The sequence below is a fragment of the Ruegeria sp. B11 genome, assembly GCF_056539785.1.
This window is the reverse complement of the sequence record NZ_JBQFVO010000004.1, coordinates 225,666-239,922: the sequence shown is the minus strand read 5'-3', so window position 1 is coordinate 239,922 and position 14,257 is coordinate 225,666. Positions and strand designations below refer to the sequence as shown.

Here is a 14,257-nt window from a genome sequence, read left to right as displayed (position 1 = left end):
CACCCTGATGGGGTGAGAACTCGGGCACGAGCAGCACGGGAAGGTAACCTGTGGCAAAGGACCGATCACAGCGCGATGAATACACGACCCCTTTGCGCCGCCTGCTGCTGGGGATCGTGGTCCTGTGCCTGCTGGGTATCTTCCTGATCTGGCGCATCGACAGCCCGCGCGTCGAACGGTTCCGCGCGCAGGTGGTGGATACGGTTGTCCCCTCGATGGAGTGGGCAATGGTTCCGGTCACTGCGCTGGTGAACTTGTCTCGTGATTTCCAAAGCTATCAGCGGCTCAGCGAGCAGAACCAGGAATTGCGCAGCGAGCTGCGCCTGATGCGCGCCTGGAAAGAGGCCGCGCTGCAGCTGGAACAGGAAAACGCCCGCCTGCTGGATCTCAACAACGTACGGCTCGATCCGCGCCTGACCTATGTCACCGGGGTGGTGATGGCGGATAGCGGCTCACCCTTCAGGCAATCTGTGCTGTTGAACGTAGGCGAGCGTGACGGGATCGTGGATGGTTGGGCAACGATGGACGGGATCGGAGTGGTCGGGCGCATCTCGGGCGTGGGCCCGGATACCGCGCGCGTGATCCTGATGACCGATGCCTCAAGCGCGATCCCGGCGACGATCCAGCCTTCGGGGCAGACGGCGCTGATCGCAGGTGACAATACTTCGGCCCCTGCAGTGGAGTTTCTGGAAAACCGGGAACTCGTGCGACCGGGCGACCGGGTCGTTACATCAGGCGATGGTGGCGTGTTCCCCGGTGGCTTGCTGATCGGTCAAATCACGGTTGATCCCGGTGGCAGGTTGCGCGTGCGGCTGTCGGCAGATTTCGAGCGGCTCGAGTTTCTGCGCGTACTACGCTATCAGTCGGCCCCACCGATCACGGAATCCGGTGATATCGTCGGCCCCCGTCAACCCGAAGCATCCTTGACCCCATCCGAGGTCAATGATGGATAGGTCGGTCTCAAATCTGTGGGCCAAGCGCGGTCTCTATGTCGCGCTGGCGGTATTTGTGGTGTTTCTGCACCTGTTGCCGCTGGATACAAAACCTGATCGCCTGCCCTTTCCTGACCTACTGATCGCTCTTACCTACGCATGGGTGCTGCGGCGGCCGGAATATATTCCGATCCTGATCATTGCCATGGTCATGTTCATGGCCGATTTGCTGTTGCAACGCCCACCGGGGTTGCTTGCTGCGTTAGTGGTTCTGGGTGCAGCCTATCTTCATTCCACTGCAGCTGGCATGAAAGACAGCGGGTTTGTGGGCGAATGGGCAACCGTCGGGGCCGTGATCACGGTTGTGTTTGTGCTCAATCGACTCATTCTTGCTATCCTCTCGGTGCAACAGGCAACTCTGGGACCGGTAGTGGTGCAAGTTATTCTGACAATCGCAATCTATCCTGTGATGGTTTTGATGAGCCAAACTGTGTTTGGCGTTAGGCGCAAATCTGTTGCCGACAGCACGATGCCACGGGTGCGGTCATGAAGCAGCGCAAACCAAAGCCCAAGGGCCTTGCTTACAAACGTTTGCCGCGTCGCGCCTTGATCCTCGGTGGGCTACAAGCGGCCTTTATCGGGGGGCTGGCAGCCCGGATGCGGTTCATGCAGGTGGATCAAGCGGATGAATACCGTCTGCTGGCCGAAGAAAACCGGATCAACATCCGTCTGATCCCACCAACCCGGGGCCGGATATATGACCGGAACGGGCAGATCATAGGATTAAACTCTCAGTCCTATCGCATCGTCATCGTGCGCGAGGATGCAGGCGATATCGACAAGGTTATCGCCAAGCTTTCGGAACTGATCCCATTGACCGAGGATGAGATCGAACGTGCCAAAACCGAGATGCGTCGATCGGCCCCGTTTCTGCCGGTCACGCTGGCCGATCAAGTAACGTGGGAGGATATCTCGAAAGTCGCGGTCAATGCCCCCGCACTGCCTGGTGTCACGCCCGAGGTCGGCATGACACGCCAGTATCCGCGCTATGAAGATTTCGCCCATGTGGTCGGCTATGTCGGCCCGGTCAGCGACTATGATCTGAGCCAGATTGAAGACCCCGAGCCGGTACTGCGCATCCCACGGTTCCAGATCGGCAAGGTCGGGCTGGAAGCCAAGCAAGAGATCACCTTGCGCGGCAAGGCCGGGGCCAAGCGGGTTGAGGTCAACGCCACAGGCCGGGTGATGCGCGAGCTGGACCGCCAGGTCGGCGAAGCCGGGGCAGATTTGCAATTGTCAGTCGACGCCAATCTGCAGCAATACGCGCAGGCGCGATTGGCTGGGGAAAGCGCCGCTGCGGTCGTGATCGATTGCGAAACCGGCGACATCCGCGCCATCAGCTCGGCCCCCAGCTTCGATCCGAACCTGTTCGTGCGTGGGATCTCGGTGGCGGACTACCAGATGCTGACGCAGGACAAGTATCGCCCGCTTGCCAATAAGACAGTACAGGGCACCTACCCTCCTGGATCGACTTTCAAAATGATCACAGCCATGGCTGCGCTCGAAGCCGGGGTGATCAGCCCTTCCAGCACGGTGTACTGTCCGGGTCACATGAAAGTGGGCAGCCGCCGCTTTCACTGCTGGAAACGCGGCGGGCACGGGACGGTCGACCTTGAAACTTCGCTGAAGCGCAGTTGCGACGTCTACTATTACGACGTGGCAATACGTGTCGGGATCGACAGGATTTCCGAGATGGCACGCACCTTCGGACTGGGTATCAAACATGACATTCCGATGTCTGCCGTTGCTGCCGGGCTTGCCCCCAATCAGGAATGGAAGCAGCGGGTTCACGGACAGGACTGGCTGGTGGGTGACACTGCAAACGCTTCGATCGGTCAGGGGTTCATGCTTGCCTCACCGCTTCAATTGGCCGTGATGACGGCGCGTTTGGCGACAGGTCGCGCCGTGCAACCACGCCTTGTTCGAACAATCAATGGGGTTGAACAGCCCTCGGGCGCGGGTGAACCGCTGCAGGTGAACCGCAACAACCTTGAGCAAGTGCGCAAAGCCATGTTCACAGTCTCGAATAACAGGCGTGGCACCGCGTATCGCAGTCGCATCATCGCCGATGAGTTCCGCATGGCAGGCAAAACCGGCACCAGTCAGGTGCGCAATATTACCAAGGCAGAACGCGCCGCAGGTGTGATCCGAAACGAAGACCTGCCATGGGAGCGTCGAGACCATGCCCTGTTCGTCAGCTTCGCCCCCTATGACAATCCGAAATACGCTGTGGCTGTGGTGGTGGAACACGGCGGCGGCGGCTCCAAAGCCGCGGCGCCAGTGGCGCGCGATATCATGCTGCAGGCACTCTACGATGGCACGCCACCGCTCGAGGCGTATCCGGCCGGAGACCGAGAGCGCATCAAAGAACAACAGAAACGGCTGGAGGGTGACCGTCGCCCCAAAGCGCGTCCTGACGAGAAGGATCGCGCATGAGCTATCTTGAATATGCCGTCAAATCCACGCCGTCGGGGTTTCGCAAGTTCCTTTATATGAACTGGCCGCTCACCCTATTGCTGATCAGCGTGGCAAGCGCGGGGTTCCTGATGCTCTACTCGGTCGCGGGTGGATCCTGGATGCCGTGGGCGGAACCGCAAATGGAACGGTTCGGTCTGGGCTTGGCAGCCATGTTTATCATCGCGCTTGTGCCTATCTGGTTCTGGCGGAACATGTCGGTTGTGGCCTATCTGGGCGCGATCGGTCTACTGATCGTGGTCGAACTGTTTGGAACGATCGGCATGGGGGCGCAGCGCTGGATTGATCTGGGCTTCATGCGGCTGCAACCCTCAGAAGTAATGAAAGTGGCGTTGGTGATGGTGCTGGCCGCTTATTACGACTGGCTGCCGGCGCACAAAACGTCGCGCCCGCTCTGGGTGATTATCCCGGTCATTTTGATTCTGATCCCGACATTCATGGTGCTGCGCCAGCCCGACCTAGGCACATCGATCCTGTTATTGGCTGCTGGTGGTGGTCTGATGTTCCTTGCCGGGGTGCATTGGGCCTATTTCGCTGCCGTGATTGCAGCGGGGGTTGGCCTGATAGCTGCGGTGTTCAACAGCCGAGGGACAGAATGGCAGTTGCTCAAAGATTACCAGTTCCGACGCATCGATACGTTTCTGGATCCTTCAACCGATCCGTTGGGAGCGGGATATCACATCACGCAATCCAAGATCGCTCTGGGTTCGGGGGGCTGGAATGGGCGCGGTTTCATGCAGGGAACGCAATCACGTCTTAACTTCCTGCCCGAAAAACACACCGATTTCATCTTCACCACCTTGGCCGAAGAGTTCGGCTTTGTCGGCGGCATCACACTGTTGATCCTTTACGGTCTGATCCTGATCTTCTGCATGGTCACGGCGCTGTCGACCAAGGATCGTTTCTCGTCTCTGGTGACACTTGGGATCGCGCTGAATTTCTTCCTGTTCTTTGCCGTCAATATGTCGATGGTGATGGGGCTGGCCCCTGTGGTCGGAGTACCGCTGCCGATGGTCAGTTATGGCGGCTCGGCCATGCTGGTCCTGATGGCCGCCTTTGGCATCGTTCAAAGCGCCCATATACATCGTCCCCGCTGAAAGGTTTTCCATGCCCGTGAATGTCCTGTTTTCCGCGCGCCCTGAGTTGTGGCCTGAGTATGAAGCTCTGATGCATCAATACTTGTCGGACGCAGGGCTAGATTTTCATCTGGCCACGGACATCCCTGCAGATCAGGTCGACTACATCGTTTACGCCCCGAACGGAGGGGTGCAGGATTTCACCCCCTTCACACGGCTCAAGGCAGTGCTGAGCCTCTGGGCGGGGGTTGAGAAAATCTCGGGCAATGAAACCTTGACCGTTCCGCTGGCGCGTATGGTTGACGGGGGGTTAACGCAAGGCATGACGGAATGGGTGGTGGGCCATGTGCTGCGCTATCACCTTGGGATGGACCAACACATTACGCTACAGGATGGGGTCTGGACACCTGATGCGCCACCACTGGCCCAGCAACGCACCGTCTGCATCTTGGGTTTGGGCGCATTGGGTGAAGCATCGGCCCACGCGTTGGCAGCGTTGAATTTCCATGTCATCGGTTGGAGCCGTACCGCCAAGACTATTCCCGGCGTGACCTGTCTGCATGGTAAGAACGGGCTGCGCGATGCACTGTCCCAGGCCGAGATAGTGGTTTTGCTGCTGCCAGATACTCCGGCGACCGAAAACACGCTCAACGCCGAAACACTGGCGCTGTTGCCGGAAGGGGCCAAGATCATCAACCCGGGTCGCGGGCCGCTTATCGATGATGAGGCCCTGCTGGCCACGCTGAATTCAGGGCAGGTCGGGCACGCCACGCTGGATGTCTTCCGCACCGAACCCCTGCCGACCGAGCATCCCTATTGGGCACATCCCAGTGTGACGGTGACGCCACATATAGCCTCGGAAACCAGACCTGTTACCGCGGCTCAGGTGATCTGCGAGAACATTCGCCGAGGTGAAGCGGGTGAACCCTTTCTCCACCTCGTCGACCGAAAGCTTGGGTACTAGGCCGCGATCAGCCCGCGGCCTTTGAGCAAGGCTTCGACGCCAGGCAGACGTCCACGGAAGGCCAGATACAGCTCTTCCGCCTCGCGGGATCCGCCAGTTGACAGGATGTGTTCCTCCAGTGCCTTGGCGCGTTCGGGATCAAACGCACCGCCCGCTTCTTCAAAGGCGGCAAAGGCGTCGGCATCCATGACTTCGGACCACATATAACTGTAATAGCCCGAGCTATAACCGTCGCCCGCAAAGACATGGGCGAAATGCGGGGTGGCGTGGCGCATTCCAATGGCCCGAGGCATGCCGATTTCGGCCAGCACCTCGGCCTGTTTCTCCATCGGATCAGCGGGGGCAGCCCCCTCATGAAACGCCAGATCGACCAGGGCCGAGGCAACATATTCCACCGTCTGGAACCCCTGATCGAAATTGGCGGCCTGTAGCACCTTCTGCAACATCTCTTGCGGCATCGATGCGCCCGTTTCGGCATGAGTGGCGAACTCAGCCAATATCTCGGGCACTTCCAGCCAATGTTCGTAAAGCTGGCTGGGCAGTTCAACGAAATCACGCGCCACCGAGGTGCCCGAGATACTCTCATAGGTCACATTGGACAGCATCTGGTGCAGGGCATGGCCGAACTCGTGAAACAACGTTCGGGCGTCATCATAGGACAAAAGCGCTGGTTCACCTTTGGCAAAGTTACAGACGTTGATCACGACCGGAGCCTGTTCTTTCGGGTATTTCGCCTGCCCGCGCATTGCGCTGCACCATGCACCCGACCGTTTCGATCCGCGTGCAAAGTAGTCACCGATGAACACCGCAATATGCTGCCCGTCACGGGTCACCTCCCATGCACGGCAATCGGGATGATAGAGCGGCACATCAAGCGGCGCGAACTCCAGCCCGAACAGCCGTGTGGCGCAGGCGAAAGACGCCTCGATCATCCGGTCCAGTTGCAGGTACGGCTTCAGCGCCGCTTCATCGAGATCATGTTCGGCCTTGCGGCGTTTCTCGGCATAGTAGCGCCAATCCCACGCCTCCAGCGGGCCATTTACGCCATCCTCTTGCATCATTGCCGTCAGCACCTCGGCATCTGCGTCGGCGCGGGATTTGGCGGGCTCCCACACATCCAGCAGCAGCTCTCGCACGCGATCTGGTGTGCGGGCCATCTCGGTCTCAAGCTTGTAGGCGGCGAAGCTGGCATACCCCAGCAGCTTGGCGCGTTCTTCGCGCAGGCGCAGGATGTCCGCCGCAATCTCGCGGTTGTCGGTCTCACCTCCATTTGCCCCCCGTGCAGTCCACGCGCGATAAGCCTTTGCACGCAAATCCCGGCGGGGCGAGAATTGCAGAAAGGGCACGATAATCGACCGAGAGAGGGTCACCACCGGGCCATCCGCCCCCTTTTCCTGACCCGCTGCGCGCGCTGCATCGATAACAAAGTCCGGCAAGCCTTGCAGGTCTTCTTCGGTCAAATCCATGAACCAGTCGCGTTCATCCGCCAGCAAGTTCTGCGTGAAGGACGTGCCCAGAGACGCCAAACGGGCCTTGATCTCTTGCATTCTCGCATCGTCGTCGCCGGTCAACGCCGCCCCCGCCCGCACGAACCCGCGATGAGACAGCATCAAAACGCGCGCTTGTTCATCGGTCAGGTCCAGATTATCGCGCCGGTCCCATAAATCCGCCACGCGCTTAAACAGTGCTTTGTTTGATGAGATGCGCGAGTAGTGTGCCGCCAGCTTGGGCGAAAATTCGCGTTGCAGTTCTTCACGCTTGGGGTTGCTGTCCGCACCTGCAACGGTGAAAAAGACCGACAGAACCTTATCCATCTGCTCGCCTGCAGCCTCCAGCGCTTCGATCGTATTGGCGAATGTGGGCGTGTCCGGACTCGCTGCTATCGCCTCAATCTCGGCATCATGTGCGTGCATCGCCTGTTTCAGCGCGGGGGAAAAATCATCATCCGAGATTGTGTCAAACGGTGCGATTTCGAAAGGCGTGTTCCAGTCAGAAAGGATCGGATTGGTCATTGAGGTCTCCTTTGGCCTCATAGCTAAGACCGTCCGTCGAAATGATCCAGAGCTACCCGAAAATTTGAGCCCACCTTAATGAGATGCCCCGCAGATCGGGCAATCGGTGCGACGCGCCAGGGTGATCTTGCGGCTTTCGCCGTATAGCGCATCGTAGATCAACATCTCACCTCGCAATGCCTGCCCGGCGCCGGTGATCACCTTGATCGCCTCAACCGCCATCATCGAGCCGACCACACCCGGCAGTGGGCCGATTACTCCAGCTTCGGCGCAAGAAGGTGCAAGGCCGGCGGCAGGCGCTTCGGGGAAAATGCACTGATAGCACGGGCCGGTTGTGGCGGGATCGAACACACTCAGCTGCCCTTCCCATTGCGAAAGCGCCCCCGAGATCAGCGGTTTGCCCAACGCAACGGCCGTTCGGTTGGCCAGGTAGCGGGTATCGAAATTGTCAGTGCCATCAAGGATCAAATCGAAATCAGCGAACAGATCTGTTGCAATCTCTTCGGTCAGACGGCGATGATAAGGCAAGACAATCACATTGGGATTCTGCGCCAACATAGACTGCTGGGCTGAAAACACCTTGGGCATACCGATATCAGCATCGCGGTGAATAACCTGCCGCTGCAGGTTCGCGTTCTCGACCTCGTCATCGTCGATTACGCCGATTGTTCCCACTCCGGCGGCGGCCAGATATTGCAGGGCGGGTGCGCCAAGGCCCCCGGCCCCGATCACAAGCACCCGCGCCTGTTTCATTCGCTTTTGGCCGGGACCGCCCAGTTCACGCAGAACGATGTGGCGGGCATAGCGTTCAAGCTCGGTCTCGCTGAACTGATCGGATGGCTTGGCGGGCTCCGACGTCTGGCCGGACGCGGCGCGATTTCGCAACGCCTTCAAACCCCGCCCATAAAGCAGCACCAGCACAGCCGCTCCAGCGAGGATCAGCCACATCGCTGCCGACCCGCCGGTTGCCTGACGCAACGGGTTACCCTCGGGCAGCAGAAGTTGAGCAATAATCACGCCTGTCAGGAGCGCGCCAACAGAAACCAGCCGCGCGCTGCGCGACACCCCGGCAATATAGCCAACACCCCATAGCCCGGCAGCAAGGATCAGAACCAGCAGCATCAGCCCCGCCCGGTTGAACCGAACCCGCCCGCGCCGCGATCAGTCTCGGTCAGTGCCTCAACGTCCTGGAACATGGCCTGCACCACCGGTGCGACGATCAGTTGCGCGATACGTTCGCCATGCGTAATCTCGAACGGTTCCTGACCCGCGTTCATCACGATCACGCCCAATGGCCCGCGATAGTCGCTATCGATTGTACCCGGAGTGTTGGGCAAGGTGATCCCGTGTTTCAAGGCAAGGCCCGATCGTGGACGCACCTGAACCTCGAACCCCTGCGGAATTTCGATCCTAAGGCCTGTCGGTATCAGCGCACGACGGCCCGGTTCAAGAATAACAGACTCACCATCCGGCAGATTGGCGCGCACATCCGCCCCGGCAGCACCCGCGGTTTCGTAGGAAGGCAATGGCACCAACGGGTCAGCCCCCTCCTCTCGGATCACGCGAATTGCCACCATACCTGTACCTCTTGTCTTTATGGCTGCTATCTGGTCAACGCGCCGGCGATCTTGGCTGCCAACCGCTTTGCCACATCATCCTTGCCCATACGCGGCCATTCTTCGGCACCTTGCTCTGAGATCAGGATCACCGCATTCTCAGAACCGCCCATGATACCTGTCGCGGGGCTGACATCATTCGCAACGATCCAGTCACATCCCTTGCGGGCACGTTTGGCCGTAGCATGTTCGATCACGTTGTCTGTTTCGGCGGCAAAACCCACCACCAAATCGGGCCTGCCACTTCCCATTCGCGCGATGCGCTTCAAAATGTCGGGATTCTCGGCAAACTCTAGCGCGGGCACCCCGTCGCGGCTTTTCTTCAGCTTCCGGTCCGAGGCACTGGATACCCGCCAATCGGCCACTGCAGCTGCAAATACCCCCGCATCCACCGGAAGCGCCGCGTCGACCGCATCCGACATTTGCAGCGCGGTCTCTACACGCACGACCTTTATGCCGTCTGGCGGAGGCACGTCAGCCGGACCCGTAACAAATGTAACATCGGCCCCCAATGCAGATAGCGCGCGTGCAACAGCTGTTCCCTGCGCGCCCGATGATCGGTTGGCGATGTATCGTACCGGATCAATTGGTTCATGTGTCGGACCCGATGTCACCAGAATACGTTTGCCAGCCAAAGGCCCATCCCCGAACTGCGCCTCAATCGCCGCGACAATTTCAAGTGGCTCCGACATGCGGCCCGGACCGTATTCACCGCAAGCCATATCGCCTTCGTTCGGGCCGACAAAACGCACGCCGTCTGCTTCCAGTTGCGCATGGTTACGCCGGGTTGCGGGATGCTCCCACATGCGGACATTCATCGCAGGCGCACACAGAACCGGCGTATCGGTCGCCATCAAAAGGGTCGAGGCCAGATCATTAGCCAACCCGCCTGCCATCTTACCCATCAGATCGGCCGTTGCCGGAGCAACCACGATCAGATCAGCCGAACGGGAAAGCTGAATATGACCCATCTCCGCTTCATCGGTCAGATCAAAGAGATCTCGATAGACCTTTTCACCGGCCAGGGCAGACACGGATAACGGAGTTACGAATTCTTCGGCAGCACGCGTCAAAACCGGCGTGACCGCCGCACCACGTTCCCGCAACCGCCGGATCAGGTCCAGCGACTTGTAGGCCGCAATCCCACCGCCGATAATCAGCAAAATACGTTTCGATGACAGCATGGCTCGCCCTTCCCGTCCCGGTCGGCCCTGACATTAGGCAACGCTGGCGGGCAGTTCCAGCAGTTAATTCTGCACCTCAAAGGCTTTGCAGGGGTCTTCTCGCTCGACTGTGGGGCTATCGATAACAGCATCAAAATCCCCGCTCACGACCCCATCTTCGGATTGTCCAAGTACAAAGACCTTCAAACCGGGGCGCAGTCGCGACAGAAAAGTCGGAATTCCGCGATCCTTACGGGCATGGCCATTGCCAGTGATGACCGCGACAGGCCCACCAGTTTCGTCGGTGGCGCGCAGAATGGCTCGGGTCAACACAGCGTCCCTCAGACGTTGAATGGCTACCATCTGCGGTAGAACTTCAGCGGGCAATGCGTCGCAATGTGCCGCCAGTTGATCAGCCTCGCGTGCGGCTTGATCTTCATCCGACAGGGGTACCGTCAATCCATATCTGGCCGCATCAGCCCCCAACGCTGTGGCCGCCCCGCGTTCCATAGCAGCGCGGGCCGCCTCACGCGGAACCATCGCGCCATACACCGGCACATCCGCGGCCTGAAAAATGGGGTAGTACATTCTGAGAGGCGGCCAGCCGGATTCTGCCCAGCGCAGAATTCGGGACAGCTCCTCGGGATTGGTTGCCGCTTTTTGAGCCAACCGCTGAGCACCTTCTTCGGTCACCATCTCCCAGACAACCGCCGTGGGCGTGATTGCCTCAACTGCTTCGGCTTGGACCAGATGATGCTGAGGGTTGTCATGTATCTCGCCCAGAATGACGACATCCGCGGCCCGCATGTCGGCCAACACGTCCTGAGGGATAAATTCAGCAGCTCGAACCGTTTGAGGCAAAGTGGCGAGCAACACAAAAGCTGTAAGAATCGCAAGAGGTTTCATGCGAAGAAGTGTTGCACCTCGCGCGATTGCGCTTCAAGGTTCTTGCGCATCTTTGTGAACGCTGCCGCCTCGAGCTGGCGCACACGCTCTTTCGACAGGCCAAGCTCTTTCCCAAGACTTTCCAGCGTCCGGGCAGGCTCACGCAGTTTTCTTTCGCGAACGATAAACCGCTCGCGATCGTTCAAAGCTTGCATCGCCGCCACCAGCCATTCGCGCAGTTGCTGGTTGTCGTGGCTGTTCTCTACTACCTCGGCGGCTTGTTCGCTGTCATCTTCCAGCGCATCAATCCACTCGCGCCCGTCCTCATCTGCAGACTGCACCGCATTCAGCGAGAAATCGGACCCTGCCAGACGGCCTTCCATCATCTCGACATCACGCAGCGGGACTCCGATTTCGGCGGCAATCTTCTGATGCAGCTGATGGCGATCCAGCTCCAGCCCCTCAGTCGCGGCTTCGCGCTCCAGACGCGCCTGTACCCGACGCATGTTGAAGAACAGCGATTTCTGGGAGGAGGTCGAACCAGTGCGCACCATCGACCAATTGCGCATCACGTAATCCTGAATGCTGGCCTTGATCCACCACACTGCATACGTTGAAAACCGCACACCCCGATCCGGATCGAACTTGTCGGCGGCTTTCATCAAGCCCAGTCCCGCCTCCTGAATCAGATCATTCATCGGCGCGCCGTAGCGTTTGAATTTCGCCGCCATTGATATCGCCAGCCGCATGTAAGCCGTAATGAGGCGATGCAGCGCCTGTTCATCGCGTTCATCGCGCCAGGCATAGGCCAGTTTCAGTTCTGTCTCGGCATCCAGCAACTCGGCCTTCATTGCCTTACGGGACATCGAAAAATCATGTGCGTTGTCGAGTGCCATGCAATTCTCCCCTTTTATCACAGGCGATGGGCCGGGCTTGCCTTGCCGACTTGTGGTCGATACGCAGGACAAAGCCGGGTGGATCACCAGAAAGGTAATAAAAGTGCATGCCGATTTAACCTTTATCCTAGGCGGCGCTGCATCCGGAAAATCTGCTTTTGCGGAGCAACTTGCTGTTTCAAATGGGAAAAGTCGCGTTTACCTTGCGACATCACAAGTGTTTGATGACGAGATGCGCCTAAAAATCAGGCAACATATTGCACAACGCGGCAGTGGGTGGACGACGATCGAAGCGCCATTTGATCTATCGCCGGAACTCGCCAAGCTGACAAATGATCAGATTTGCCTGATCGATTGTGCAACCATGTGGCTGACAAATCACCTGCTGGCAGAGAATAACCTAGAGGAAGCACAGGCCGGACTGCTTGAGGCGATGAAGACCTGTGCCGCCCAGATCGTCGTGGTATCAAACGAAGTCGGCCACGGGATCGTCCCCGACAACGCCTTGTCCCGTCGATTCCGCGAGGCGCAGGGACGGCTGAACATCGCTCTGGCTGCGCAGGCAGAGCGGGTGGTGCAGGTTACGGCCGGGCTGCCGCTGGTTCTCAAAGGGCAACCCCTATGACGCGCCTGCATTTGGTACGGCACGGCCCCACCCATGCTAAAACTATGGTAGGCTGGTCCGACCTTCCTGCCGACTTGAGTGATAAGGCCGCGATTGCACGGCTTGATGCGCATCTGCCTTCCAATGCCGTCGTAATCTCATCAGACTTGTCACGCGCCAGCGATACGGCCAGCGCCATTCAAGGCACGCGACTCCGCCTTCCGCACCACCGCGATCTGCGCGAAATTAATTTCGGCAACTGGGAGATGCGCCCCTTCGCCGAGATCGAGGCGGAAGATCCCGAGCTTTGCTTTGCCTACTGGGATAATCCGGGCGAGGTCAGGCCTCCAAACGGGGAAAGCTGGAATGAGGTCCGCGCGCGTGTCGATAGGGTCGTCGACACCCTGATCGCGGTCCATACCGGATGTGACCTAGTCCTGGTCGCCCATTTCGGAGTGATCCTGACTCAGGTCCAACGCGCTCTGGACGTAGACGCCCAACACGCGTTTGGTCACCGCATCGACAACCTGTCCGTCACCGAGATCACGCGCCATAACGATGGTTGGACCGTAGGTCGGATTAATCACCGACCGTGATAAGTGTGCGCACAAATCTCTGATTTACCGACGCGTCTCTGTCCGACATCGTTGCTGTATGACATATGATCTCTTTATCGGTGACCGGTTGTTCTCCAGCTGGTCCATGCGCGGATGGCTAATGCTTGAGAAATTCGGCCTGCCATACCGCACCCACATGATTGGCCTTTATTCCGGCACCATGGCGGCAGATATGGAACCACTGGGCCCGGCGCGCCTTGTTCCTGCGCTGCGTCTTCCAGATGGAACCGTGGTCGGCGAAAGCCTCGCGATGGCAGAGACATTGGCAGAACGCCATCCCGAAGCAGGGCTTTGGCCGTCAGACCGCTCCGCCCGCGCCACAGCCCGGTGGCTTTGTGCTGAAATGGTTGCCGGTTTCACAGCGCTACGGGGGCAATGCCCCATGCAGTTGAAACATTGCTGGGAAGGGTTCAAACCTTCACCTGAAACGATGACTGATTTGCAGCGGATCGAAACCCTCTGGGCCCATGCACGGAAGGTCTCTGGCGCCGCGTCGGGCCCGCTGTTTGGTGCCTATTCTCTGGCTGATGTTTTCTACACGCCGGTCGCTGCGCGAATTATTGGCTACGGACTGCCAGTCTCCGAAGACAATCGCGCATACTGCATGCACCTGCTCTCGGATATCGCAGTTCGACAATGGCGCGCCATGGGCATGACGGTCGCGTATGAGCCCTTCCCGTATCCGCAAGACCTTCCCGCACACAGCTGGCCAATTGGCGGGGATTCAGGGGCATTGGCAGTCAGCACAGGCCCCTCGGTCAACACAGCCTGCCCCTATTCCGGCAAGCCTGTACAAGACTATCTGGAACTCGATGGCAAGATTTGGGGCTTTTGTAATCCGTTTTGCCGAGACAAGACCGTTTCTGACCCTGAGGCGTGGCCGAAATTTACGGCGATGGTTGCTGACGTTAACGATTCTTAAACTGCAGCCATGGCAGCAACGTCCTGTTAACCAAG

General features: G+C 58.9%; 14 protein-coding genes. 8 read left to right on the top strand and 6 right to left on the bottom strand.

The window, feature by feature from the left end; all coding sequences use genetic code 11:
* Nucleotides 1-50: 50 nt before the first annotated feature.
* The 5 genes from mreC to ACR0I1_RS15615 are packed head-to-tail and all read left to right on the top strand — an operon-like array spanning nucleotide 51 to nucleotide 5,507.
* On the top strand, nucleotides 51-953 hold the full coding sequence (gene mreC / locus ACR0I1_RS15635; protein ID WP_170423788.1) for a rod shape-determining protein MreC: 903 nt from the start codon (nucleotides 51-53) through the stop codon (nucleotides 951-953).
* Nucleotides 946-1,482, top strand: coding sequence for a rod shape-determining protein MreD (locus ACR0I1_RS15630; protein ID WP_480707155.1), 537 nt, complete (start codon nucleotides 946-948; stop codon nucleotides 1,480-1,482). Before mreC ends, ACR0I1_RS15630 begins: the two co-directional genes overlap by 8 nt.
* Complete coding sequence (gene mrdA / locus ACR0I1_RS15625) at nucleotides 1,479-3,428, top strand: penicillin-binding protein 2 (protein ID WP_170647095.1); 1,950 nt, start codon at nucleotides 1,479-1,481, stop codon at nucleotides 3,426-3,428. Before ACR0I1_RS15630 ends, mrdA begins: the two co-directional genes overlap by 4 nt.
* On the top strand, nucleotides 3,425-4,564 hold the full coding sequence (gene rodA, locus ACR0I1_RS15620) for a rod shape-determining protein RodA (RefSeq protein ID WP_170395892.1): 1,140 nt from the start codon (nucleotides 3,425-3,427) through the stop codon (nucleotides 4,562-4,564). Before mrdA ends, rodA begins: the two co-directional genes overlap by 4 nt.
* Before the next feature lie 10 nt (nucleotides 4,565-4,574).
* Nucleotides 4,575-5,507, top strand: a complete 933-nt coding sequence (locus tag ACR0I1_RS15615; RefSeq protein WP_170626147.1) for a 2-hydroxyacid dehydrogenase — start codon at nucleotides 4,575-4,577, stop codon at nucleotides 5,505-5,507.
* Here the strand turns inward: ACR0I1_RS15615 and ACR0I1_RS15610 are convergent.
* The 6 genes from ACR0I1_RS15610 to ACR0I1_RS15585 all read right to left on the bottom strand — a co-directional run bounded on the left by ACR0I1_RS15610 (nucleotide 5,504) and on the right by ACR0I1_RS15585 (nucleotide 12,079).
* Nucleotides 5,504-7,519, bottom strand: a complete 2,016-nt coding sequence (locus ACR0I1_RS15610) for a M3 family metallopeptidase (RefSeq protein ID WP_480707153.1) — start codon at nucleotides 7,517-7,519, stop codon at nucleotides 5,504-5,506. The two genes, ACR0I1_RS15615 and ACR0I1_RS15610, sit on opposite strands and share 4 nt — an antisense overlap.
* A 75-nt stretch (nucleotides 7,520-7,594) precedes the next feature.
* Nucleotides 7,595-8,641 (bottom strand): HesA/MoeB/ThiF family protein, encoded by a 1,047-nt coding sequence (locus ACR0I1_RS15605; protein ID WP_480707151.1) that lies wholly within the window; start codon nucleotides 8,639-8,641, stop codon nucleotides 7,595-7,597.
* Nucleotides 8,641-9,096, bottom strand: a complete 456-nt coding sequence (gene dut, locus ACR0I1_RS15600; protein WP_170408302.1) for a dUTP diphosphatase — start codon at nucleotides 9,094-9,096, stop codon at nucleotides 8,641-8,643. The genes ACR0I1_RS15605 and dut overlap by 1 nt, the downstream gene beginning before the upstream one ends.
* Before the next feature lie 26 nt (nucleotides 9,097-9,122).
* Nucleotides 9,123-10,319, bottom strand: a complete 1,197-nt coding sequence (gene coaBC, locus ACR0I1_RS15595) for a bifunctional phosphopantothenoylcysteine decarboxylase/phosphopantothenate--cysteine ligase CoaBC (RefSeq protein WP_170423774.1) — start codon at nucleotides 10,317-10,319, stop codon at nucleotides 9,123-9,125.
* 63 nt (nucleotides 10,320-10,382) lie between these two features.
* Complete coding sequence (locus tag ACR0I1_RS15590; protein WP_170395880.1) at nucleotides 10,383-11,204, bottom strand: ChaN family lipoprotein; 822 nt, start codon at nucleotides 11,202-11,204, stop codon at nucleotides 10,383-10,385.
* Nucleotides 11,201-12,079, bottom strand: a complete 879-nt coding sequence (locus tag ACR0I1_RS15585) for an RNA polymerase factor sigma-32 (RefSeq protein ID WP_170566354.1) — start codon at nucleotides 12,077-12,079, stop codon at nucleotides 11,201-11,203. The genes ACR0I1_RS15590 and ACR0I1_RS15585 overlap by 4 nt, the downstream gene beginning before the upstream one ends.
* A gap of 103 nt (nucleotides 12,080-12,182) precedes the next feature.
* Between ACR0I1_RS15585 and cobU the strand changes: the two genes are divergently transcribed.
* Genes cobU through ACR0I1_RS15570 form a run of 3 tightly spaced genes read left to right on the top strand, consistent with a single transcriptional unit; the run spans nucleotide 12,183 to nucleotide 14,222 of the window.
* Complete coding sequence (gene cobU, locus ACR0I1_RS15580) at nucleotides 12,183-12,704, top strand: bifunctional adenosylcobinamide kinase/adenosylcobinamide-phosphate guanylyltransferase (protein ID WP_480707227.1); 522 nt, start codon at nucleotides 12,183-12,185, stop codon at nucleotides 12,702-12,704.
* The gene (locus ACR0I1_RS15575) at nucleotides 12,701-13,279 is read left to right on the top strand and encodes a histidine phosphatase family protein (RefSeq protein WP_480707148.1); all 579 of its coding nucleotides are present in this window, start codon (nucleotides 12,701-12,703) and stop codon (nucleotides 13,277-13,279) included. The genes cobU and ACR0I1_RS15575 overlap by 4 nt, the downstream gene beginning before the upstream one ends.
* A 58-nt stretch (nucleotides 13,280-13,337) precedes the next feature.
* Nucleotides 13,338-14,222 carry a glutathione S-transferase N-terminal domain-containing protein gene (locus ACR0I1_RS15570; protein WP_480707146.1) on the top strand — a complete coding sequence of 295 codons (885 nt, stop codon included), beginning with the start codon at nucleotides 13,338-13,340 and terminating at the stop codon, nucleotides 14,220-14,222.
* Nucleotides 14,223-14,257: the final 35 nt, after the last annotated feature.

Coding starts and splice junctions, on each gene's coding strand:
- ACR0I1_RS15605 (WP_480707151.1), bottom strand. CDS start 8,641: ATGCTGCTGGTTCTGATCCTTGCTGCCGGGCTATGGGGTGTTGGCTAT.
- ACR0I1_RS15575 (WP_480707148.1), top strand. CDS start 12,701: ATGACGCGCCTGCATTTGGTACGGCACGGCCCCACCCATGCTAAAACT.
- ACR0I1_RS15615 (WP_170626147.1), top strand. CDS start 4,575: ATGCCCGTGAATGTCCTGTTTTCCGCGCGCCCTGAGTTGTGGCCTGAG.
- ACR0I1_RS15590 (WP_170395880.1), bottom strand. CDS start 11,204: ATGAAACCTCTTGCGATTCTTACAGCTTTTGTGTTGCTCGCCACTTTG.
- ACR0I1_RS15610 (WP_480707153.1), bottom strand. CDS start 7,519: ATGACCAATCCGATCCTTTCTGACTGGAACACGCCTTTCGAAATCGCA.
- rodA (WP_170395892.1), top strand. CDS start 3,425: ATGAGCTATCTTGAATATGCCGTCAAATCCACGCCGTCGGGGTTTCGC.
- ACR0I1_RS15570 (WP_480707146.1), top strand. CDS start 13,338: ATGACATATGATCTCTTTATCGGTGACCGGTTGTTCTCCAGCTGGTCC.
- mrdA (WP_170647095.1), top strand. CDS start 1,479: ATGAAGCAGCGCAAACCAAAGCCCAAGGGCCTTGCTTACAAACGTTTG.
- ACR0I1_RS15585 (WP_170566354.1), bottom strand. CDS start 12,079: ATGGCACTCGACAACGCACATGATTTTTCGATGTCCCGTAAGGCAATG.
- ACR0I1_RS15630 (WP_480707155.1), top strand. CDS start 946: ATGGATAGGTCGGTCTCAAATCTGTGGGCCAAGCGCGGTCTCTATGTC.
- dut (WP_170408302.1), bottom strand. CDS start 9,096: ATGGTGGCAATTCGCGTGATCCGAGAGGAGGGGGCTGACCCGTTGGTG.
- coaBC (WP_170423774.1), bottom strand. CDS start 10,319: ATGCTGTCATCGAAACGTATTTTGCTGATTATCGGCGGTGGGATTGCG.